The 24,346-nt window shown below is 62.7% G+C and carries 8 protein-coding genes; 3 read left to right on the top strand and 5 right to left on the bottom strand.

Annotated features, from left to right (window positions below; translation table 11 throughout):
- Positions 1–7: 7 nt before the first annotated feature.
- Both ACV8MC_RS23980 and ACV8MC_RS23975 read left to right on the top strand, forming a co-directional pair.
- Positions 8–12,322, top strand: coding sequence for a non-ribosomal peptide synthase/polyketide synthase (locus ACV8MC_RS23980; RefSeq protein WP_457263778.1), 12,315 nt, complete (start codon positions 8–10; stop codon positions 12,320–12,322).
- Positions 12,323–12,391: 69 nt separating this feature from the next.
- Positions 12,392–13,354: an alpha/beta hydrolase fold domain-containing protein gene (locus ACV8MC_RS23975; RefSeq protein ID WP_457263776.1), complete on the top strand. Its 963-nt coding sequence runs from the start codon at positions 12,392–12,394 to the stop codon at positions 13,352–13,354.
- 907 nt (positions 13,355–14,261) lie between these two features.
- On the opposite strand, the gene ACV8MC_RS23970 is transcribed toward ACV8MC_RS23975, so the two are convergent.
- From ACV8MC_RS23970 to pvdM, 5 genes are all read right to left on the bottom strand, one after another.
- Positions 14,262–16,745: a TonB-dependent siderophore receptor gene (locus tag ACV8MC_RS23970; protein ID WP_177327015.1), complete on the bottom strand. Its 2,484-nt coding sequence runs from the start codon at positions 16,743–16,745 to the stop codon at positions 14,262–14,264.
- A gap of 115 nt (positions 16,746–16,860) precedes the next feature.
- Entirely contained in the window at positions 16,861–18,510 is a 1,650-nt protein-coding gene (locus tag ACV8MC_RS23965; protein WP_073474054.1) for a cyclic peptide export ABC transporter, read from the bottom strand.
- A gap of 109 nt (positions 18,511–18,619) precedes the next feature.
- The gene (gene pvdO, locus ACV8MC_RS23960) at positions 18,620–19,507 is read right to left on the bottom strand and encodes a dihydropyoverdine dehydrogenase (protein ID WP_457263774.1); all 888 of its coding nucleotides are present in this window, start codon (positions 19,505–19,507) and stop codon (positions 18,620–18,622) included.
- 36 nt (positions 19,508–19,543) lie between these two features.
- Positions 19,544–20,830 (bottom strand): pyoverdine-tailoring periplasmic protein PvdN, encoded by a 1,287-nt coding sequence (gene pvdN, locus ACV8MC_RS23955; RefSeq protein ID WP_457263773.1) that lies wholly within the window; start codon positions 20,828–20,830, stop codon positions 19,544–19,546.
- Positions 20,827–22,191, bottom strand: a complete 1,365-nt coding sequence (pvdM, locus tag ACV8MC_RS23950) for a pyoverdine-tailoring dipeptidase-like protein PvdM (protein WP_457263772.1) — start codon at positions 22,189–22,191, stop codon at positions 20,827–20,829. The genes pvdN and pvdM overlap by 4 nt, the downstream gene beginning before the upstream one ends.
- 207 nt (positions 22,192–22,398) lie before the next feature.
- On the opposite strand from pvdM, the gene pvdP reads away from it, so the two are divergent.
- Positions 22,399–24,024, top strand: a complete 1,626-nt coding sequence (gene pvdP, locus ACV8MC_RS23945) for a pyoverdine maturation tyrosinase PvdP (RefSeq protein ID WP_457263770.1) — start codon at positions 22,399–22,401, stop codon at positions 24,022–24,024.
- The last annotated feature ends 322 nt before the right edge of the window (positions 24,025–24,346 follow it).

Genomic DNA, 24,346 nt, shown 5'->3' with positions numbered 1-24,346 from the left:
AAAACGCGTGCAAGAGTTAATCGAGTCGGTAGGACAACTTTCGGCTAAGCAAAGAAAGGCTCTGGCGGTTCTGCTCAAGCAGAAAGGCGTCAACCTCTTTGACATTGCCCCGGTTTTCAAGCGCACGGCTGAAGAGCCGTTGTTGCTGTCCTACGCTCAGCAGCGCCAGTGGTTCCTCTGGCAGTGGGCACCGCACAGCGCGGCCTACAACATTCCGACGGCCCTGCGCTTGCAAGGGCCGCTGGATGTGCCGGCACTGGAACGCAGCATTGCGGCGCTGATCGAGCGCCACGAAACCTTGCGCACGGTGTTCTCTCAAGACAGCGCGCAACCCTTGCAAGTGGTCCTGCCCGCAGGACCTTTTACCCTCGATATTCATCACCTGAGCGCTGATCTGGCGAATGACCCGGAGCGTTCGATCGAGGCTTTCGTCCAGACCCAGAGCCAGAAGACTTTCGACCTGCAGCACGGCCCGTTGCTGCGTGCCGCGCTGCTACAGGTCAACCCCGCTGAGCATGTGCTGGTGCTGACCCTGCATCACATCGTTTCCGATGGCTGGTCGCTGCAAGTGATGATCGAGGAACTGGTGCAGCTCTATGCCGGTTTCAACCTCGGTCACGACGCCGGTCTGCCGGCGCTGCCGATTCAATACGCCGATTACGCCTTGTGGCAGCGCCAGTGGATGGAGGCCGGTGAGCAGGAGCGGCAGCTGGCCTACTGGCAGGCAAAACTCGGCGGCGAACAACCGGTGCTGGAGTTGCCGCTGGATCGCCCGCGCGCGGTCGATCAAAGCTTCGCCGGCGCCAGCCATAACCTGATTCTTGATCCGGCGCTGAGCCATGCCCTCAAGGCCTTTGCCCGGCAGGAAAACGTCACCCTGTTCGTGTTGCTGCTGGCTTCGTTTCAGGCCTTGCTGCATCGCTACAGCGGGCAAAGCGACATCCGTGTCGGCGTGCCGGTGGCCAACCGTGGCCGAGTGGAAATCGAGCGCCTGATCGGCTTCTTCGTCAACACCCAGGTGCTCAAGGCGGACATCGACGCAGAGCTGCCGTTTGTCGAACTGCTGCGTCAGGTCAAACAGACCGCGCAGGAGGCGCAGGCGCATCAGGACTTGCCTTTCGAGCAACTGGTCGAAGCGCTGGAGCCGGGCCGCAGCCTCAGCCACAGTCCGCTGTTCCAGGTGATGTTCAACCACCAGGCCGAGCGCCGCGCAAGCGTCGCCACACGCCTCAACGGCCTGAACATCGAACCGCTGGAATGGCAGAGCCAGACCGCGCAGTTCGACCTGACCCTCAACACCACCGAGCAGGCCCACGGCATCGAAGCCGTGCTCAAGTACGCCACTGACCTGTTCGACGCAGCGACCATCGAGCGACTGGCGCAACACTGGACCGCGCTGTTGCAGGCGATCGTCGCCGAGCCGACCCGGTGCATCGGCCAATTGCCGATGCTCGACGCCGGCCAGCAGCAACAGCTGTTGGCGCAATGGAATCCGTCGCTGATTGAACAACCGCTGACCCAGTGCATCCAGCAAGCCATCGAGGCCCAGGCCGAGCGGCATGCCGATGCGGTGGCGGTGAGCTTTGCCGGGCAACGCCTGACTTACGCTGAACTCAATCACCGCGCCAACCTGTGGGCGCATACGCTGCTCGAGCAGGGCGTCGGCCCGGACGTGCGCGTCGGCGTGGCGGTGGAGCGTTCGCTGGACATGATCGTCGCCATTCTCGCGGTGCTGAAAGCGGGCGGCGCCTATGTGCCGCTGGACCCGAGCTACCCGGATGACCGCTTGAGCTACATGATCGACGACAGCGGTATTCAATTGCTGTTGACCCAGGGCCATTTGCTCGGGCAATTGCCGCTGCCGCCGGGGCTGATCTGCCTCGATCTGAATCAGGCGCCGGAGCACGGCATCGCAAGCAACCCGCCATGCCTGACCACGCCGGACAATCTGGCCTACGTCATCTACACCTCCGGTTCCACCGGCAAACCCAAGGGCGCGTTGCTGCCGCACGGCAACGTGATGCGCCTGTTCAGCGCCACCGCGCACTGGTTCGATTTCGGCGCGCAGGACAGCTGGACGCTGTTCCATTCCTACGCGTTCGACTTTTCGGTGTGGGAGATTTTCGGCGCGCTGTTGTACGGCGGCAAACTGGTGGTGGTGCCCCACGACGTCAGCCGTTCGCCGGAGGATTTCTACACGCTGCTCTGCGATGAAAACGTCACGGTGTTGAACCAGACGCCGTCGGCATTCAAGCCGTTGATGCAGGTTGCCTGTGAATCTGCGCGCAGCAATGCCCTGCGTTACGTGGTGTTCGGCGGCGAGGCTTTGGAAGTACAGAATCTGCGCCCGTGGTTCGAGCGTTTTGGCGACCGCGCGCCGACGCTGATCAACATGTACGGCATCACCGAAACCACCGTGCATGTGACCTACCGGCCATTGTCGCTGGCGGATCTGCACAGCAATCACAGCAGCCCGATTGGCGCGCCGATTGTCGACCTGTCGTGGTACTTGCTCGACAGCTCGCTCAACCTGGTGCCGCAAGGCTGCATCGGTGAGTTGTACATCGCTGGCGCCGGTCTCGCTCGTGGTTATCTGAATCAGGCTGGCATGAGCGCCACCCGCTTCGTGCCGGACCCGTTCAACCGCAAGGCCGGCCAGCGTCTGTACCGTACCGGCGACCTCGCACGCCTGCGCGGCGACGGGGTGATCGAGTACATCGGTCGTATCGACCACCAAGTGAAGATCCGTGGTTTCCGCATCGAGCTCGGCGAAATCGAAGCGCAACTGCTCAAGCATCCACAGGTGCGCGAAGCGGTGGTGCTGGCGGTGGACGGCCTCAGCGGCCAGCAACTGGCAACCTGGGTCGTGCCCGTCGAGGCAGTGAACGCGGACGAGCAGGGCGCCCTGCGCGATTCGATCAAGGCGCACCTGCGCGAAACCCTGCCGGATTACATGGTTCCGGTCAGTTGGGCGTTCCTCGACCGTCTGCCGCTGACCGCCAACGGCAAGCTCGATCGCAAACAACTGCCGCAGCCGGACGTTGCGCAAGTGCAAGAGGCTTATGCGGCGCCGCGCAGCGAACTGGAACAGCGTCTGGCGGAGATTTGGCAGGACGTGCTCAAGGTCGAGCGGGTCGGGCTTCACGATAATTTCTTCGAGCTGGGCGGCGATTCGATCATTTCGATTCAAGTGGTCAGCCGCGCGCGGCAGGCCGGCATTCGCTTTACGCCCAAGGACATTTTTCAGCATCAGACCGTGCAGCGTCTGGCCACCGTCGCGCAGCAGAGCGACGCGGTGCAGACGGAGCAGGGTGAAGTGCTGGGCGACGCGCCGCTGACGCCGATCCAGCAATATTTTTTCCACAGCGACATCCCGGCGCGGCATCACTGGAACCAGTCGATCCTGCTGGCCCCGGCGAAAACCCTGCAAGCTGCGGCGCTGCAACAGGCCCTGGCGCAGGTGCAAAAACAGCATGACGCCTTGCGTCTGCGTTATCGCCAAACCGAGCAGGGCTGGCAGCAAAGCCACGGCGCGGCGGATCAGCCACAAGACTTGTTGCGCAGCTTTACGCTGGACGACAGCGCGGCACTGCCAGCACTGTGCCTGGACCTGCAACGCAGCCTCGACCTGCACAACGGCCCGCTGATCCGCGCGGCGCTGATCGATATGCCGGACGCCAGTCAGCGTCTGTTGCTGGTGATTCATCACCTGGTGGTCGATGGCGTGTCGTGGCGGATCCTGCTCGAAGACCTGCAGAACGCCTATCAGCAGATCAGCAGCGGACAGAGCGTGCATCTGCCGGCCAAGACCAGCGCGTTCAAGGACTGGGGTTTGCGCCTGCAAGAACATGCGCGCAGCGCGGCGCTGGGCAGCGAACTCAGCTACTGGCGCGAGCAGTTGCGCGACGTTCCGCTCGGTTTGCCGCTGGATAATCCGCAGGGCCAGTTGAACAACCGCTTCGAACGCAGCGTCGACACGCGGCTGGACGCCGAACGCACTCGCCAGTTACTGCAACAGGCCCCGGCGGCCTACCGCACTCAGGTCAACGACCTGCTGCTGACCGCACTGGCGCGGGTGCTCTGCGAGTGGACCGCTAGCGACAGCGCGTTGGTGCAGCTCGAAGGCCATGGCCGCGAAGACCTGTTCGATGACATCGACCTGAGCCGCACCGTGGGTTGGTTCACCAGCATGTTCCCGGTGCGCCTGACGCCAAACGCCAGCCTGGAAACCTCGATCAAAGGCATCAAGGAGCAACTGCGCGCGATCCCCAACAAGGGCATTGGCTATGGCTTGCTGCGTTATCTCGGCACCGCCGAAGCACAAGCGGCACTCCATGAACTGGCGCAACCGCAGGTGACGTTCAACTACCTCGGCCAGTTCGATAACAACTTCGATGAAGACGCCTTGTGGCGGCCGGCCACCGAGGACAAGGGCGCCGGTCAGGACGCGAACGCGCCGATGGCCAACTGGCTGACCATCGATGGCCGGGTTTATCAGGGCCAGTTGAGCCTGACCTGGACCTACAGCAGCGACGTTTTCGAAGAGGCGACCATTGTCGGTTTGGCCCGTGCCTACGAAGTGGCGCTGAGCGAATTGATCGACCACTGCCTCAGTCATTCCGGGGGGCTGACTCCGTCCGACGTGCCGCTGGCCGGTTTGTCCCAGGCGCATCTGGACAGCCTGCCGATCGCCGCCCAGCGCATCGAGGACATCTACCCGCTGGCGCCGATGCAGCAGGGCATTCTGTTCCACAGCCTGTACGACGCGGATGCCAGCGCCTACGTCTATCAGATGCTGCTGGACATCGACGGCCTCGACGTCGCGCGGTTCCAGCAAGCCTGGCAACGGGTGGTCGATCGCCATGAAGTGCTGCGCGCCGGTTTCATCTGGGGCCGCGATGGCCTCGATGCGCCGTTGCAGGTGATCAACCGCCAACTGACCCTGGAAATGCCGGAAATCGATGTGCGCGATGCCGCCGATCTGCCGGCGGTGCTTGAAGCACGGGCGCAGGCCGACCGCGAACGTGGCTTCGATCTGCAGAATCCGCCGCTGTTGCGCCTGTGCCTGCTGCGCACTGCCGACGATCGCCATCGACTGATTTTCACCTGCCACCACATCCTCATGGATGGCTGGAGCAACTCGCGGATGTTCGGCGAGGTGCTGCAGGATTACGCCGGACAGCCGGTGCCGAGCGCGCAGGGTCGCTATCGGGATTTTCTGGTGTGGCTACGGGGCCAGGACAAGGCGGCCGCGCAGGAATTCTGGCGCGGGCAACTGGCCGAACTCGACGAGCCGACCCGACTGGCCTCCGCCTGCCACGGACGCACCGTGCCGGGGCCGGGCAAACAGATGCATCGTCTGCATTTCGATGAAGCGTTGACCCAGCGTCTGAACAGCTTCTCCCGTCAGCAACAGGTGACCCTCAACAGCCTGGTGCAGGCGGCATGGCTGCTGGTGTTGCAGCGCTATACCGGCCAGGCCACCGTTGCGTTTGGCGCCACGGTATCCGGGCGTCCGGTGGATTTGCCGGGCATCGAAGAACAGCTGGGGCTGTTCATCAACACTCTGCCGGTGATCGCCAGCCCGCAGGCCACCCTCAGTGTGGGCGACTGGGTGCGCAGCGTGCAGGACAAGAACCTGCTGTTGCGCGACTACGAACAGACGCCGTTGCAGGACATTCAGCGTCTGGCCGCATTGAGTGGCGAAGCGCTGTTCGACACTTTGCTGGTGTTCGAGAACTACCCGGTGTCAGAAGCGCTGGAGGCCAATCCGGGCGGGCTGCGCTTTTCCGGTCTGGAGCATCGTGAACAGACCAACTACGGCCTGACCCTGATCGCTGGTGCCAGCGAAGTGCTCAACCTCGATTTCAACTACCTCACCGAGCACTTCGCCGAGCGCAGCGTGCTTGGTCTGGCGGCGCATTTGCGTGAAGTGCTCGAGCAATTTATCGCAGCGCCGCAGCGTGCACTCGGCGAGATCGGTCTGCTGCCGCTGGCCGAGCGTCAGACGCTGGCGCAGTGGAACGACAATCACGCGGCTTATCCGGCCGAGCGGTTGATCTCGCAGAGCTTTGAAGCACGGGTCGCAGCGCATCCGCAGGCACTGGCGTTGAGTCATGCCGGCGTGGCCCTGAGCTATGGCGAACTGAACCTGCGGGCGAATCAGCTGGCCCGGCATTTGGTGACGCTGGGTGTCACCGCCGAAGTGCGCGTCGGCGTGGCGCTGCCGCGTTCGGCGGAACTGGTGATCGCCCTGATGGCGGTGCTCAAGGCCGGCGGCACCTACGTGCCGTTGGACCCGGACTACCCGGCCGACCGCGTGGCCTACATGCTCGACGACAGCCAGGCGAAAGTCCTGCTGACCCAGCAAGCCTTGCTGGCGCAACTGCCGTCCACCGAAGCGCAGGTGGTGCTGGTCGAGGCCGGCGGTGAGGCGTTCGCCGCGCAAGCGCCGGACAACCTGCCGGCGCGCGCCGACTCGGCCAATCTGGCCTACGTGATCTACACCTCCGGTTCCACCGGCAAACCGAAAGGCGTGGCCATCGCCCATCGCAACGTACAGGCGCTGATTGATTGGTCCGCCGAGGTCTACAGCGAGGACGATCTGCAAGGCGTGCTGGCCTCGACGTCGGTGTGCTTCGACTTGTCGGTGTGGGAGATTTTCGTCACCCTGGCGCGCGGCGGGTCCATGGTCATGGCGCGCAATGCCCTGGAGCTGGCGGACTTGCCCGAGCGTGATCAGGTGCGTCTGATCAACACCGTGCCATCGGCGATTGCCGCGCTACAACGCATCGGCCAGATCCCGCCGGGCGTGCGCATCATCAATCTGGCCGGCGAGCCGCTCAAGCAGGCGCTGGTCGACACCTTGTACCGCGAGACTTCGGTTGCCCACGTTTACGATCTGTACGGGCCTTCCGAAGACACCACGTATTCGACCTGGACCCGCCGCGAACTCGGCGGCCAGGCCAATATCGGCCGGCCACTGCGCAACACCACCGCGTACCTGCTCGACGGGCAATTGCAGGCAGCTCCGCTCGGCATCGCAGCGGAGCTGTATCTGGCCGGTGAGGGCATCACCCGTGGCTATCTGTTGCGCCCGGGCCTGACCGCCGAGCGCTTCGTGCCCAACCCGTTGGCGAGCAACGGCGAGCGCATGTACCGCACCGGCGACCTGACGCGTTTCATGGACGACGGCCGTATCGAATACGTCGGCCGCATCGACCATCAGGTCAAGGTGCGCGGCTTCCGTATCGAACTGGGGGAAATCGAAGCGCGTCTGCTGGCCCAGGCCAGTGTGCGCGAAGGCGTGGTGCTGGCGGTGGACGGCGTTGGCGGCCAGCAACTGGTGGCTTATGTGGTGCCGGCCGAGGCTGATCAGAGTCTTGCGCAACTGGACGCCCTGAGTGCTGAGTTGCAAGCCGCGCTCAAGGCGCATCTGCCGGACTACATGGTGCCGGCGCAGTGGCTGTTCCTCGAACAGTTGCCGCTGACACCCAACGGCAAACTTGATCGCAAGGCCTTGCCGACGCCGGATGCCAATCAGGCACAACGCGATTACGTCGCGCCTTCGACGGCGCTGGAGCAGCAGTTGGCCGAGGTCTGGCAGGACATTCTGAAGATCGAGCAGGTCGGCGTGACCGACAATTTCTTCGCCCTCGGCGGCGATTCGATCATCTCGATTCAACTGGTCAGCCGCGCGCGTCAGCAGGGCATTTGCTTCACGCCCAAGGACCTGTTCCAGCAGCAGACGGTGCAGAAACTGGCCGCAGTGGTTTCGCTTGAAGACGCGCAATCCGCCAGCGTCAGCGACTACCCGTTGGCGCAATTGGATCAGGCGCAACTCGATGCCTTGCCGGTGCCGGCGGAACTGATCGAAGACGTCTATCCGCTCTCGCCGATGCAGGAAGGCATGCTGTTCCATACGCTGTCGGATAACGGCAGCAGCCTCTACGTGCAACAGGTCAGCCTGCCGATCAAGGGCCTCGACGTGGAGCGTTTCCGCCAGGCCTGGGAATTCATCATTGTGCGGCAGGCGATCCTGCGCACCAGTTTCCATTGGCAGGATGGGCTGGCCAAACCGCTGCAGGTGGTGCATCGCCATGTACCGTTGCAGATGCAGGTGCTCGATTGGCGTGGGCAGGATTGCAGCGAGGCGGCGATTGCTGAGTTCGCCAGCGCCGACCGCGCACTGGGCTTCGACTTGTCCGTGGCGCGTTTGCAGCGGGTGACCCTGTTGCAGCTGGGCGACGAGCAGTACCAGATGATCTGGACCAGCCACCACATTCTGATGGACGGCTGGAGCAGTTCGCGGTTGTTCGGCGAGGTCTTGCAGTTCTATTCCACGGGCCAGGTGACTGGCGAGAACGGCCGCTATCGCGACTTTATTGCCTGGTTGCAGGCGCAGGATCAGGATGCCCAAGAGCTGTTCTGGAAGGCGCGTCTGGCGGTGGTCAACGAACCGACTGCGCTGAGTCAGGCGATGCACCCGCGCCACAGTGCCGACGTTACCGGTCACGATGCGCTCTATTCGAATTGGGACAAGGCGCAAACCGCGCGCCTGCTGGAGTTCTGCCGCGATTTGCGCATCACCCCCAACACGCTGATTCAGGGCGCGTGGCTGCTGCTGTTGCAACGCTACACCGGCCAGCAGACGGTGACCTTCGGCGCCACCGTATCGGGGCGTCCGGAAAGTCTGCCGAAAGTCGGCAACATGCTCGGCCTGTTCATCAACACCTTGCCGATCATTCAGACGCCGCAGGCCGATCAGCGCCTGGCCGACTGGCTGGGCGAAGTGCAGGCGTACAACCTCGACATTCGCGATTACTCCCAGGCACCGCTGGCCGATGTGCAGCGCTGGTCGAACCTCGGAGGTCAGGCGCTGTTCGACAGCATCGTGGTGTTCGAGAACTTCCCGATCGACGAGCGCTTGCAGGAAGAAACCGACACCGAGCTGACCTTTGGCAAATCCATCGGCCATGGCGTGACCAACGTGCCGATGGACCTTGCGGTGATGCTCGGCGACGAGTTGTCGATCGAGTACCTGTACCTGCGCAGCCACTTCAGCGCCGAGGCGGTGCAAGGCATTCGCCTGACCCTGGAAAACACCCTCGCGGCGATGATGGCCGCGCCGTATGAGCGGCTGGGCAACTTGCAGCGTCTGTCCGCCGAACAATGGCAAGCGGCGCAGACCTGGAGTGCCGAGCCGGCGCACCGCCATGAGCCTCGCCTGTTGCCGGAGCTGATCAGTCGTCATGCGCAACAGCAGCCCGACGCGATCGCGGTGCAATGCGCCGGCGAAAGCCTGAGCTACGCCGAACTGGAGCGGCAGGCCAATCGACTTGCGCAGTGCCTGATCGCCCATGGCGCCGGGCCGGAAGTGGTGATCGGCGTGGCGTTGCCGCGCTCGCTGGAAATGCTGGTGAGTTTCCTCGCCGTGCTCAAGAGCGGTGCGGCGTACGTGCCGCTGGACATCGATTACCCGCCCGAGCGTCTGGCGTACATGATCGAAGATTCGCGCATGGCCCTGCTGCTGACGCAAACCAGCCTGCGGGCGACGTTACCGGCGCCGCATGGCGTGTTGCGTCTGGAAATCGATCAACTCGATCGCAGTCTTTACAGCGATGCCGCACCGGTCTGCGATGTTCACGAGCAGAGCCTGGCGTATCTGGTTTACACCTCCGGCTCCACCGGACGGCCGAAAGGCGTGGCCGTCACCCAGGGACCGCTGAGCATGCACTGCCAGGCCATCGCTGAGCTGTACGAAATGGACGCGAGCAGTCGCGAGTTGCACTTCATGTCCTTCGCCTTCGACGGCGCTCATGAACGCTGGCTGAGTACCTTGTACAGCGGCGGTCGTCTGGTGATCCGTGACGGATGCCTGTGGACGCCGGAGCAGACCTATCAGGCCCTGCACGATTACGGCGTGACCATCGCTTGTTTCCCGCCGGCCTATCTCAAGCAACTGGCCGAGTACGCAGCCGCCAGCGGCATCGCGCCGCCACCGGTACGCATCTACTGCTTCGGTGGCGATGCGGTGCCGGAGCAGACCTTCGAACAGGTGAAAGCGGCGTTGCGTCCGCAATACTTCACCAACGGCTACGGCCCGACCGAAACCGTGGTCACGCCGATGCTCTGGAAAGTCGCCATCAGCCAGCAGTGCGAAGCGGCATACGCGCCGATTGGCCGCGCGGTCGGTGCGCGTTCGTTGTACGTGCTCGACGACGATCTGAATCCGCTGCCGCCGGGTTTTGCCGGTGAGTTGTACATCGGCGGTTACGGCGTCGCCCGTGGTTACTACGGCCGCCCCGATCTGACCGGCGAGCGCTTCGTGCCCAACCCGTTTGCCCCTGGCGAGCGCCTGTACCGCAGCGGCGATCTGGTGCGTCGTCGCCCGGACGGGGTGGTCGATTACGTCGGGCGCATCGACCATCAGGTCAAGGTCCGTGGCTTCCGCATCGAGCTAGGCGAAGTCGAGGCCAGCCTGCGTCAGTTGCCGGCGGTCAGCGATGCGCTGGTGATTGCCCGCGACAATGCCTCCGGCAAGCAACTGATCGGCTACGTGGTCACCGCCAGCGGTGAAGACATCGGCGATGAACTCAAGGCCGGGCTGCGCGCTTCGCTGCCGGAATACATGGTGCCGGCGCAGATCGTCTGCCTCACCGCGTTCCCGGTCACGCCCAACGGCAAGCTCGATCGCAAGGCCTTGCCGGAGCCGGAGTTCAAAAGCGACGAATATGTTGCCCCGCGCACCGAGCAGGAACGCCTGCTGGCGGAAATCTGGGCGCAGGTGTTGCAGGTCGAGCAGGTCGGTATCAGCGATAACTTCTTTGAACTGGGCGGCGATTCGATCCTCAGCCTGCAAGTGATCTCGCGGGTGAGAAACCACCCGACCCTGCAGATGGAGCTGAAGCTGCGTGATCTGATGCGCTATCAAACCATCGCCGGCATTGTCGAGCAGCAAGTGGCGAAGGAGGGCGCCGGGCAAGCGTTGCCGGACCAGACTCAGGTTGCCGCAGAGGGTGCGTTCAATTTGCTGCCGATCCAGCAATGGTTCTTCGCCGAAGGCATGGCCGAGGCGCATCACTACAACCAGTCGTTGCTGCTCAGCGCACGTCAGCCGCTAGATCTCGATGCCCTGGAACAGGCGCTGGGCTTGATCGAACAGCATCACGATTCGTTGCGCCTGCGTTTTTCCGATGACGGCGGGCGCTGGTTGCAGCGCTATAGCAGCTGCGCGTCCGACGAGGCTGTGCTGTGGCGCCGTGAAGCGCAAAGCAGCGAAGAGGTCGAAGCCTTGGCCAACCTCGCGCAGCGCAGCCTCAAACTCGATGACGGACCGGTCTGGCGGGTCATGCATGTGGCGTTGCCGGATGGCCAGGCGCGCTTGCTGGTGGTGATTCATCACCTGGTGGTCGACACCGTGTCGTGGCGGATTCTGCTCGACGATCTGAAAGTCGCTTATGAGGCGTGCGTGCAGGGGCTGGCGCCGCAGCTGCCGATTCGCACCAGCAGTTATCGTTCGTTTGCCGAGGCATTGCAGGCGCAGGCGCCGGTGATTGCCGAGCAGGAATTGAGCTATTGGCTGGAGCAACTGGATCAGCCCAGCGTTGATCTGCCGTGCGACAACCCGCGCGGCAAGAACCTCGTGCGGCAACAGGCGCAGGCGCGGCTCAAGCTGTCCCGCGAGCACACCGAACAACTGCTCAAACAGGCCCCGGCGGTGTACGGCACGCAGATCAACGACTTGCTGTTGTCAGCGCTCAGTCGCGCCCTGTGCCGCTGGAGCCAGCAACCGTCGGCGTTGATTTTGCTTGAAGGGCACGGGCGCGAAGACCTCTTCGAATCGATCGACCTGAGCCGCAGCCTCGGCTGGTTCACCAGCATGTTCCCGGTGCGTTTGCGCCCGGACAGCGATGACATCGGCCAGTCGATCATCGATGTGCAGGCGCAACTGGCGGGCGTACCGCAGAAAGGCATCGGCTATGGCGTGCTGCGTCATCTGGCCGGGCCGGAAATCTCGGCGCAACTGGCTGCATTGCCGCAGGCACGGGTGACGTTCAACTACCTCGGGCAGTTCGACCAGAGCTTCGATGAACAGGCGTTGCTGGTGCCGGCACTGGAAGAAACCGGCGACAACTACAGCCTCAAGGCCAACCTGGGCAACTGGCTGGAAATCGTCGGCCAGGTCTATGACGGGCAACTGGCCTTGCGCTGCATCTACAGCAGCCAGCGTTACCGCGCCGGCACCATGGATGCGCTGATGAGCGATTACCAGCGTGAACTTGAAGCGTTGATCGAACATTGCATGGCGCGTGTGGGTTGATCGCCCGGTCTTTTGCGCGGGCGCTGCCCAGGCGCGCCCGTCCTATTGCGGATACAAGGATTTTTAACGATGTCGTTACACCCTGATCTGGAAGCTTTCCTCGACCTCGCTCAAGACAGCCAGGACGCCGGCCTGCCGGCCATGCACCAACTGACCCCGAGCGAGGCCCGCGCCACCTTCGAGCAGACCACCGCGCAACTGCGCTGGCCGGCGCCGCAGGATGTTGAAGTCACCGAGATCGAAACACAGGCCCGTGACGGTGCGGCGCTGGCGTTACGTTTGTATCGGCCCAGCGGTGTTGAATCGCCGCTGCCGGTGCTGGTGTATTTCCACGGTGGCGGATTTGTCGTTGGCAGTCTGGATTCCCACGACGGCGTCTGCCGCGAGTTTTGTCAGCGCACGCCGTGTGCGGTGCTTTCGGTCGGTTATCGACTGGCGCCGGAGCATCGCTTTCCGACAGCGCTGGAGGATGGCGAGGACGCTTTGGCCTGGCTGGCCGAAGAGGCTGCGAGCCTCGGCCTGGATGGTTCGCGCGTTGCGTTTGGTGGCGACAGCGCGGGTGCCACGTTGGCGACGGTGCTGGCGATTCAGGCGGTGCGGCAGCCGCACACGGTGGCTATCGCGCCGAAGGCGCAGTTGTTGTGTTATCCGGTGACCGATGCTTCGCGGGTGCATGATTCGCGGCTGTTGTTTGGCGAGGGGTACCTGCTGGAGAACGACACGCTGGAGTGGTTTTATCAGCACTACGCGCGGGGGCCGGAGGATTATCTGGATTGGCGTTTTTCGCCGTTGCTGGCGGAGGATTTGCGTGGGGTGGCGCCGGCCATTGTCGTATTGGCGGGGTTTGATCCGTTGCTGGATGAGGGGCAGGCTTATGTCGACAGGCTGCGTGGGCAGGGGGTTGAGGTCGAGGTCGAGATTTGTGCCGGGTTGACTCATGATTTGTTGCGGTTGGGGGCGGTGGTGCCTGGGGTTCTGCAGGTTTATTCGAGGGTGGGTGGGGCGCTTGCGCGGGCTTTTTGGATGGGGTGAATATCCGTTTTTTTTGGTGTTGCTGCTGGCGGTTTCGCCCTTACGGCGACTTACTTTTTTACAAGCGCCAAAAAAAGTAAGCAAAAAACGCTAGCTCCTGCGTTCGGCCCTCGCAGGCTCGGGTTCCTTCGCTGCGGGATCGATCCGGGCGCAGCGGCTCCGGTTTGCTTCGCTGCACCTACACTCGCTGTGTTTGGCTGCGCCAAACGGTCGCTGCGCTCCCACCCCCGGATCAATCCCTCCACTCAGCCTTCCGACGTCGCCGGTGGATCAAAAGCAAGATCAAAAGCACTCGAGCTAACGCTCATTGTTGAGTGGTGAAAAGCGTGTGGTCTGCTTTGGATCTGTGTTGGATTCGCCCCTCACCCCAGCCCTCTCCCGAGGGAGAGGGAGCCGATTTGCGGGCTTTTCAGAATCTGCATTCGACTCGATATCGCAAGTCGGCGTATTTCGCCTGAACACCTCGGTCAGTCCCCTCTCCCTTCGGGAGAGGGCTAGGGTGAGGGGCTTTTGCTCTGGCTCTTGATCTTTTGCCCCTTCGGCAGGCTTCGTTACGGGATCGATCCGGGGGTGGGAGCGCAGCGACCGTACGACGCAGTCGTACACAGCGAGTGTAGGTGCAGCGAAGCCAACCGGAGCCGCTGCGCCCGGATCGGTCCCGTAACGAAGGTACCCCGAGCCCCAGCGAGCGGGCCGTACGCCGGGGCAAAGCCTTTTTGGTTACTTTTCGCTGGGCCGGCATTCCGGCGTTTGGAAAAAGTGACCCGCCGTAAGGGCGGAACCCTAAGTAGCCTTCACCGCAGCAACGGATATGCCCCCCAATCCCCAATCCCAAAAACCAAAAACCAAAAACCAAAAAGCCCCGCATCTCACAATGCGGGGCTCTCTCACAGCTCAAATCAAAAAATCAGAAATCAGCCTTCACCGACATCACAAAATTGCGCGGATCCCCGTAGAAGTTACCGAACCCCTCGGTACCAATAGTCGCGTAATAACGCTTGTCGAACAGGTTGTTGCCGTTCAACGCCACCGACCAGGTGTCATCAATCCTATAACCAATGCGACCGTTCCAGACCGCATAACCCGCGCCATCGACATTGTCGCCGCCCAGAGGCGAAACCCGGTAGGTGCCCGTCTGCGCATTGACCCCCGCACCAATCGTCACACGGTCCAGCGGCCCGCTCAGGGCGTAATCACCCCAGACGCGCAACAGGTGACGCGGCACGTAAGAGTTGTAGACCGCGCCATCCTGAGTGGCATCGGCATCTTCCAGCACCTTGGTCTGGGTGTAGGTATAACCGGCCAACAGTTGCAGGCGGTCGATCACTTCACCGCTGACTTCAGCTTCAAAGCCCTGGGCGCGGACCTTGCCCGAGTTGATCTGGCACGAACTGTCTTCGCACCGCAGGTCATCCTGGGCCGCATCTTTCTGGATGGTGCGGAACAGGTTGAACGTGGTGTTCAGACGACCGTCGTACCACTCACCCTTGATCCCCAGCTCGTAGCTCTGGCCAATCAGCGGCTTGAGCGTGCTGCCGTCGATGGTTTTGTACGAGCCTTGCGGGGTGAAGATGTCGGTGTAGCTGGCGTAGGCGGTCAGGTTGTCGTTGAGGTCGTAGAGCAGGCCGGCGAAGGGCGTGACCTGGCCGGTTTCGGTGGACTGGGTGTTGACCTCGGTGCCTTCGCCACGGAAGTACTGCACCGAGTCAGTGTCGGATTTGTACCAGCTGACCCGGCTGCCGAGTACCAGGGTCATCGGGTCGGCGAGTTTCAGGCGGGCGATCGAGTAGGCGCCGTATTGCTTGATGTGCATGTCCACCGGGCCGCCACGGGAGGCGTTGGCCAGGTAGTAGCTTTCATCCGGCTGCGGGATGTTGTGGTTCGGGTTGAACACGTTCTGGCGCTGTGGCAACGCGGCCACCGCATAGAAGTCGTCCTTGTGCGAACGGCTGGCGTTGGCGCCGACGATCAGTTCGTGCTGCTGGCCGAAGGCGTCGAATTTGCCATCGACGTAAGCATCGAAACCGTAGTCGCGCTGATCGTAGTCATAGGTACTGCCGAGCATCAGCGTGTTGGTGGCGGTGGCGCCCAATGGCACTGTGCCGCTCGGGAAGGAATATTCCATGTCCTGAGTGTTGCGCGAGTACACACCGGCGACTTTCAGCGACCAGTCATCGTTGAACTGGTGTTTGACGTCGGCGAAGTAGGTGGCGCGTTTGCTGCGCTGGTTGTTCCACGAGGTGTTCAGGCAGGTGGAGCGTTTCAGGTGCAGGTCGGAGCCGTCGGCGTAGCGCGGCAGGCCGCCCCAGCACGGGGTGGCGTCGACGTCTTCATAGGCCATGCCCAGACCGAGGGTGGTGTCGGGGCTGAGGTCGAAGTCCAGGGCGCCGTAGTAGATCTGGTCGCGGCGTTCAGCCACGTCGTAGAAATACTTACGGGTCTGCTGGGTCACCACGGCGCGGCCACGGACAGTGCCGGCGTCGTTCAGCGGGCCGCCGGTGTCGACCTGGCCGCGGTAGTTGTCCCAGGTGCCGGCCGACAGCGATAGTTGCGTGTGCGGGGTGTCCTGGCCGCGCTTGCGCACGAAGTTGACGCCGCCGGCGGTGCCGCCGGCGCCCTTCATCATGCCCGCCGCGCCGCGGAGGATTTCCACGCGGTCGTAGATGGCCATGTCGCTGTTGAAACTGTCCGCCTGCACGTAGCTGCTGCCGATGTCCAGCGGCACGCCGTCGTACTGGTACTGGCCGGTCATGCGGAAACCGCGCGAGTAGAAATACTTGCCGCCCATTGGCGAGTCGTAGACGGTGATGCCCGGGGTCTTCTCCATCACCTGTTCGATGGTGTTGAGGTTCTGGTCATCGAGCATCTTGCGGGTCATCACCGTGACCGATTGCGGCGTTTCCTTCAGCGAGTGCACGCCCTTGCCGATGGTCACGCCGCCGGTGGTGTACGAGTTGCTGCCTTCGGTGGTGGCGCCGAGGCGGTTGGCGTTGACGTTGGTCGGCGCCAGTTCCATCGCGCTGCCGCTGGTGGCCGGGCCGAGCACGGTGACGGTGTTGCCGTCACGCTGATAGCGGATGCCGGTGCCGCTGAGCATGGCCTTGAGCGACTCGTCATCCTGATAGCGGCCATTGAGGGCGCTGGAGCGCAGGCCTTGCAGGCTTTCCGGGCTGTAGATGATTTGCAGGCTGGTCTGCTGACCGAGGGTTTGCAGGGCCTGGGCCAGCGGTTGGGCCGGGATGTTCAGGGTCCATTCCTGGGCCTGGACATACGGCGCTGCTGCAAGGGTCAGTGCCAGACCCAGGCCGCTACCGGCCAGGCGTGTGCGGGTCGCGCCGTGCATCAGCAGGGCTCGAGTCAGAGGGCGAAGCATGAAACGGGATGCGGACATGAGGTTAAGACCTTGGCAGGTATAGTTGTTAATGGTTCTTATTCATCTCATTAAGACGAGGAAGCCGCGGCAAACCGGAAAAGTTTTTTCTCCGGCCCGGTCGCGGCTGCTTCGATCAAGCGGTTTGCAGTTCGCTTTTGACCTTGCCGGCCTCCATGCGCACCAGTTGATCGGCGACGTCGAAGTAACGGTCGTCGTGGGAAATCACGATGATGGTCTTGCCCAGACGCTTGAGGTCGGGCAGCAGCTCGGTATAGAAGATCCGCCGGAAGGTCGGGTCCTGATCCGCCGCCCATTCATCGAACACCAGCACCGGGCGCTCTTCGAGCCAGGCGTTGACCAGTGCCAGGCGTTTGCGCTGGCCGGTGGACAGGTCGGTGGTGCTGAACGCGCCGTCGCGCACGCTGACCTTGTGCGCAATCTCCAGACGTTCCAGGTAGCGGGTGGCATCCTGCGGCACTTCACGATCGCCCTGAATCAGATCATCGAACAGGTAGTAGTCGGCGAAGATCGTCGTGAAGTTCTGCCGGTAATCATCGCGATTGACCGCAGTGATTGGCTTGTCGTTAACGCGAATTTCGCCCTCGGTCGGCGCGTACAGGCCCAGGAGCAATTTGATCAGCGTGGTCTTGCCGCAGCCGTTCTCACCGACGATAAACACAATGTCGCCCTGTTCGATGCGCAGGTTCACCGGGCCGAGGCGGAACGGCTCGCTGCCTTCCACGGGCGGGAAGGCGTAGCGCACGTTGCGCAGTTCCAGGCTGTTGACGGCGGCTGGCTTGCTGCCCTGATCCTGCAGCAACAGGTGCGGCTCCGGTGAGGAGAACTGTTCGCTGAGTTCGGCAATGCGGCGGAAGGCAATCTGCGCGCGGCTGATGATCGGCAGGGTGCTGATCAGGTGCTCCAGCGGCCCCTTCATGTACAGCAGCACCAGAACGAAACCGCTCATCACCGCTTTGTCGGCACTCGGCCACAGCGATTGCAGGGCCAGGGCCATGCCGATGACGACGAAGAACAGCATCGAGCCAAACGACTTGGCGATGACGAAGGTGTTGATCGATCTGATCTGGGTGTCGCAGATTTTCTCGGCGGTTTTCTGAATGCCGGCGACGAACATGCGCTGGCGGCGCGGGCGGTGAATGCGCAGTTCCTTGGCGCCTTCGGCAATTGCGTTGTAGTGCTTCTGCAGTTCGTCTTCGGAATCGCGGGCGGCGTAGAAACCGCGCATGCCTTTGGCCCGGGCGATGGCCTGGATGGTGGTGCCGATGGCGATGGCCACCAGCATCATCAGGAACATCGGCCACGACAGCATGGCCAGATAGCCTAGACAGCCGAGGGTCACGGTCATGGAAATCGCCAGCGGCGCGAAGGCGAAGGCGAAGTCGCTGATGGTGTCGACGTCGTGGGTCAGCACCGGAATCAGGCGATGGCTGCGATAGCGTTCGATCTGGTCGATCGGCGCCGACAGGACTTTCTCCCCCAGCTCTTTGCGCAGTTTGGCGATGATGTGCTGGCCGACGTAGTTGGTGCCGATGTCCGACAGGATCGTGGTCAGCAGGGCCAGGGCACAGAGGCCGGCAAAGATCATCACCACGGTGCGGGTCAGGCCGTCATCGGAATGCAGGGCGTTGTTGATGGTCGCCAGCAGCACGGTGACGCTCAGGCCGCCGAGCATGCCGAGCACGATGGACGCCGAGACGATCAGGCGGAAGGGCTTGAGCAGGGCGAACAATTCGTTGATCGCCCCACGCGTAGGCTTGGTCATGGAGGATTCCTGCTTCGATGCGGAGGGAGTGCCGGTACTTAAGGAAAACGAATGGTCGCGGAGTTTCTTTAACCGAGCGCAGGCGTGGCTGCGCTCGTCGAGGGCGGGATCAGAGGTCGCGCACTACGCGAAAGCCCAGCCAGTCGCCCTTGCTGGTCGGCCAGCTGCTGTTGCGGTTGCCCGAGCGCGAGAAGATCGGCGCCTCGCCCCAGTCGTTGCCGCGAATGACCTGGCGTTCGCAGTTTTCCTGGGTCCATGGGCGACCGTCGGCGGGCACTCCGGAGTAGTCCGGGTGATAGCAATCGGCGGTCCATTCGTAGACGTTGCCGTGGGCGTCGAACACGCCAAACGCATTGGCCGGGAAGGTGCCGGCCGGCGAGGTGAAGTTGTAGCCGTCGGCTGCGCCATAGGTGTTGGCGTGTTTGGAGATCTGGTAATCCTTGCCCTCATCGAACGGGAACGGGAAAGGCCCGGTGCTGCCGCCCCGGGCGGCGTATTCGCGGATCGATTCGCTTTGCAGGCGATAGGCGTGCCCGGTCTTTTTCGACAGCCAGTCGATGTAGCCCTGGGCTTCTGCGACGTTCATGCACACCGCCGGGTCGCGGGGCGTCTGTTTGAATTCCGGCTTGCCGGCGGTGCAGCGGCGGCCGGGGCGGTCATCGAAGTCGTAGGGCTTGTTGCCGGTTTCGCGCACATAGGCGTCCCATTCGCCCACCAGCACCTGCGAGCGGCTGATAGCGAATGGTTTGCTGAACGTCACCGTGTGCAGCGGGCCTTCGTCGGGTTGGCGGCCGACCTCATCGTCCGGCGTGCCCATGGTGTAACTGCCGGTCGGCAACACGACCATTTCCGGGCAGTCCTTGCAATCCTTGAACACTTTGCCCGCAGCGGGTGCTGTCGCCGCGTGCGCGGTGCCGGGCAACAGGGCAGCGCAGAGGGCGCTTAGCGCCAGTGCGGGCAGGGCTTTGGAGAGGAGTGACGCGTGAGGCTTTTTCATGGGTCGTCTCTTTGAAAGGAAAACGGCAGTCGAGGGTCAGGCACGCAGCTTGGTGCTGAGGATGTCCATGAAGCGATCCACTTCGGCTTCGCTGTTGAGCAAGCCCGGCGCGGTGCGAATCACCGGCCCGACGTCGCGGCTGACCGCGTCGCAGATCACCCGGTTCTGCATCAGCCAGGCAGCTACTTCATCGCTGTCCTGGCCCTTGATCCGGAAGAAGGTGAAACCGGCGGAGAACTGCGAGGCGAGCGGGGTGACCAATTCGATGTTGCGGTGCTCCTGCAAGCGTTGCTTGAGGTAGCTGTTGAGCTGATGAATGCGCGTCTGCACCTCGGCTTTGCCCAGCTGCAGGTGCAACTTGAAGGCTTCGTCCAGCGCCCAGCGATGCTCGAAGGCGTGGTAGCCGCCCGGGGTCATGATGGTCGAGAAGGCCGTGGCCTCGGAGAAGGTCGGCACGCTGGGGCTGACGTATTTCAGTTCTTCGGTGCGGCTGCAGACGATGCCGGTGCCGCGCGGGCCGAACATCCACTTGTGCGTGCCGGCGATGAAAAAGTCGCAGTTCATCTGCGGGAAACTCAAGTCGTCGACGCCAAAACCGTGCACACCATCGACCACGTGGATCAGCCGATCCTGATCGGCACGCTGGCGGTTGTGCTCGTCGACCAATTGCGAGATTTCGCGGATCGGCAGCTTCACGCCGCTGCCCGAATGCACCCAGGTCATGCCCAGCACGCGGGTTTCGGGGCGGATATTGCGATTGATCGTGTCGAGCACCTGATCCAGAGAAATGCTCTGCGGGGTTTCGAACAGCTTGAGTTTGCGCACGCGCGTGCCGTCACGCCGGCTGCGGAAATCGAGAATATTGCGCGTCGAGTAGTGCTCGTGAACCGTGGTAAGGATTTCCTGATCCGCGCGCACCTGCACGCTGCCGTAGATCATCGCCAGGCCTTCGGTGGTGCTGCCGGTCAGGGCGATCTGCGCCGGTTTGGCTTGCAGATACTGGCCGGCCCAGTGGCGCACGTTTTCTTCGCGCTTCTCGGTGACGCCCAGATCCCAATCCATCGCCAGACCCGGATTCAGATCCAGCGCCGCGCGATGGCGTTCGATCGCTTCGCGCACCGGTTTGGGGTGCGAGGTGACGAGGAAATTGGCGAAGTGAATCGCCTGAGGATCCTGATCGAACATTTGACGCAACTGCGCCCATTTGTCCCGCGAGGCAGTCGGCACGGCAGCGACGGCCGCCGGTGTAGTCAGGCTGGCGCCCAGGGGCAGGGCGGCGGCGAGCAGGCCGGCCTGCTTGAGGAAAGTGCGACGATCGGTCATGGTCGCGCCACCTTCTGGCGCGACGCCAGCGCCGGTTTCGCGGCTTTTTGTACCTGATCCCAGACGCGCATGAAGTTGCCGCCCCAGAGCTTGGCGATGTCCGCTTCGGAGTAGCCGCGCTGCAGCAGTTCGGCGGTGACGTTGCGAATCTCGCCGACGTTTTCCCAGCCCTTGATGCCGCCGCCGTCGTTGAAGTCCGAGGCGATACCGACGTGGTCGATACCGATCTTGCGCACTGTGTAATCGATGGCGTCGCCGAAGTCCTTGAGGGTGGCTTTCGGTTCTTCTTCGAGGATCGCGTAGAGGCCGCTGGCGTATTGGCCGAGCTTCTGTTCCGACCAGGCGGTGATGATCGGATCGCCCGGCATCAGTGCCATGGCCAGATTGGGCAGTGGCGGCAGATCGAAGCGCGCACGCAACGCATTGAGTTTGTCCTGCGTGCCCTGGGTCAGCGGTTTCAGGTATTGCGAGAAGGCGACGACTTGCACCACGCCGCCACTGTTTTTGATCAGTTGCAGTTCTTTGTCGCTGAGGTTGCGCGGGATATCCACCGCCGCCCGGGGCGCCGAGTGCGAGGCCACCAGCGGTGTGCGGCTCAGTTCGGCGACTTGCTCGAGGGCCTTGGTCGACATTTGCGACACATCGATGATCACGCCCAGATCGTTCAAGCGCTGCACCGCTTGTTTGCCGATGTCCGACAGACCATCGAGGGCGTCGGGCGAATCATTGAAAAACGGCAGCGGCCGCGACGAGTCGGCCCAGCTGTTGTTGCCGATGTAACTGAAACCGAACATGCGCATGCCGCGCCCGGCCCACAGGTCGAGCTTGCTCAGGTCATTGCCCAGCGGGTAGGCGTTGAGCATGCTGATGAAAATCGCAAACTTGCCTTCGCCGTGCAGGCGGCGGAAATCATCTGGCGTGTAGGCGATGCCGGCCTGATTGGGGAAGTCGCGGACGATCCCGGAAATGATCTTGTAGCGCACTTCCTGCTGGTTGCGCGCCTCTTCGACAAAGCCCTCGGTGGGACGGTGCGGGGCGTTCGGGCCGTTCCACATTTCCGGCCAGCCGAACACCGTCAGCGCCGCGCCGGACAGGCGTCCGCGATTGGCCTTGATGAGGTCGAACTGGCCCGAGCCATCCTTGTCGGCTTCGTGGTCGTGGCTGCCGAAACTCAGCGGTACGGTGATGTGGCTGTCGAACGACAGCAGGCGATCCTGCAACTCCGTCGCCTGTTTCATCACCTTCACCGGATAGCCGGGGTTGTTCCAGTAATCCCAGGCCAGAAATCCTGCGCCGGCACTGATCGCCAGGGCCAGCGGCAGGCCGATGAATAGAGCCTTTTTCCAACGCGGTTTTGTCATTGCCATCTCATTCAGGTTCGCCGTCGAGGTACAGGCGCAGGGGCCTTTGCTATCTGGGAAGAACGAGTGGCCGCAGGGCTAATTTAGGCGCGCGTTACAAATGCCCGGCAGCGGCGCAGGGATGTTTTGCCGGCGGCGTAAATTTCCCCGCCGAGCAAACGTTCTAGCTTGGATAAAGCCTGCTTCATGGCTGACACAGGTAGGGCAATGACGATCTCTCGACGCTGGTTCATGGCGGGCATGGCACTCACGGGCGCCGCGCTGCCTGCCGCTTTTTATGCACATCGTGAATTGACCCGCGAGGAGTTTCCGATCACCCCGGGCGAGGCCACGGTCGATCTGGCGGACACCGCCGGGCAACAGCTGGCGGACAATTTGCGTGGGGTCTGGGACATTCGCTTTACCGGTGCGGCGGCCGGGCTTGATGGTTTGCCGGCGCAAGGCCTGGAGCTGTTTCTCGACATCGCCCACCGTGGTCGCGGCCTGCGCGGTTATCTCGACACCGGAGCGAATCTGCGTGCCGAAGGGCCTGTGCGTTATCAAGTGATTGGCGATCTGGCACCGGGCAACGGCGCCGAGATGTATTGGCGCCTGCTGCGCACCGATGCGCCACTTGCACCGCCGGTGTATGAATTCAAAGTCAGACTGGATGAGGTCTGGGCGGCGTTCGGCAATGCCGGCAGCGCCACGTTCACCGGGCAGGTCTTGCGCCTGGATCGGCCGTTGGCGTTGCCCGAGCTGGACAATCAGTTTATCGCCATCAAGCGACGCTTTCCCGAAGCCCGCGAACGCACCGGGCTCAATCCGCAACTGTTGGCCTGGCTGGTGGCGCCCGAGCATCGGTTGTTCCACCAGCTCTGGCACGCCACCCGCGACAAGTGGCACAAGCTCCCGGAGAAAAAACGCGAAGCGCTGCGCGGCATCGGCTGGCAGCCCGGGCCGCGTGACAAAGAGCGCGACGCCCGTGGGCCAAGCAAGGATCGCAATGGCTCGGGCGTGGATTTTTTCTTTATGCATCGGCACATGCTCGGCATCGCCCGCTCGATGCAGGATTTGCCTTCCTGGCCGGCGTTTCCGCAGCCGCAGCCTGAGCTGGAACGGGACCGCCAGGGCTTCGCGCGTTATTTCGACAATCACGACGGCAATTCCCTGCCGCCGACCTGGCTGGCCGAGGGCGATGACGAGTACACCAAGTGGGTCAGCGACATCAAAGCGGCGGAGACTTTTCAGAGCAATTTTCTGGTTTGGGAATCGCAGTACCGTGATCCGCGTTATTTGTCGAAACTGACGCTTGGCCAGTTCGGTTCGGAAGTCGAACTGGGCCTGCACGACTGGCTGCACATGCGCTGGGCCTCGGTGGCGCGTGATCCGTCCAACGACATTCCGGTGCCGATGGCGCGCGATCAGGCGGACTTCGCCGCGCGCTGGTATGCGCCGGAAAACGACTTTCTCGGCGACCCGTTTTCCTCCCATGTAAACCCGGTGTTCTGGCGTTTCCATGGCTGGATTGATGACCGCCTGGAAGACTGGTTCCGCGCCCATGAACGTTTTCACCCGGGCGAAGTGAGTCGTTTGGAAGTCAACGGCGTGCCGTGGTTTGCACCGGGACGCTGGGTGGAAGTCGCCGACCCCTGGCTCGGCCCCGACACCCACGGCTGCAGCACCGTGCCCGGCCTGCAAGTCGGACGCTCAGTGGAGATGGACCCGGAGACCATGAAACTGGCACTGCGCATCACCTTCGGCGATGAAGACAACATGACCGGGCTGTTCCGCAAAGTGCCACAGCGCCCTTGGTATGCGCGACACCTGAAGGTCAAGGGCCGACAGCTCTAGATTGGTTCAACACACACTCTGAATTGGTCGCAATCCCTTGTAGGAGCGAGCCTGCTCGCGGAGGCTTTTTTTGGGGCGGTGGGGGCATTTTGAGTGAGTACATATCCATCGCTGCGGTAACGACTACCTAAGGTTTCGCCCTTACGGCGACTCACTTTTTTTACAAACGCCTAAAAAAAGTAAGCAAAAAAACGCTTGCTCCTGCGTTCGGCCCTCGCAGGCTCGGGTTCCTTCGCTGCGGGATCGATCCGGGCGCAGCGGCTACGGTTTGCTTCGCTGCACCTCCTTCCGCTGTGTCTGGCTGCGCCAGACGGTCGCTGCG

The sequence above is a fragment of the Pseudomonas sp. PK-RTE-24 genome (assembly GCF_054052265.1).
This window is presented reverse-complemented; position numbering and strand designations above follow the sequence as displayed.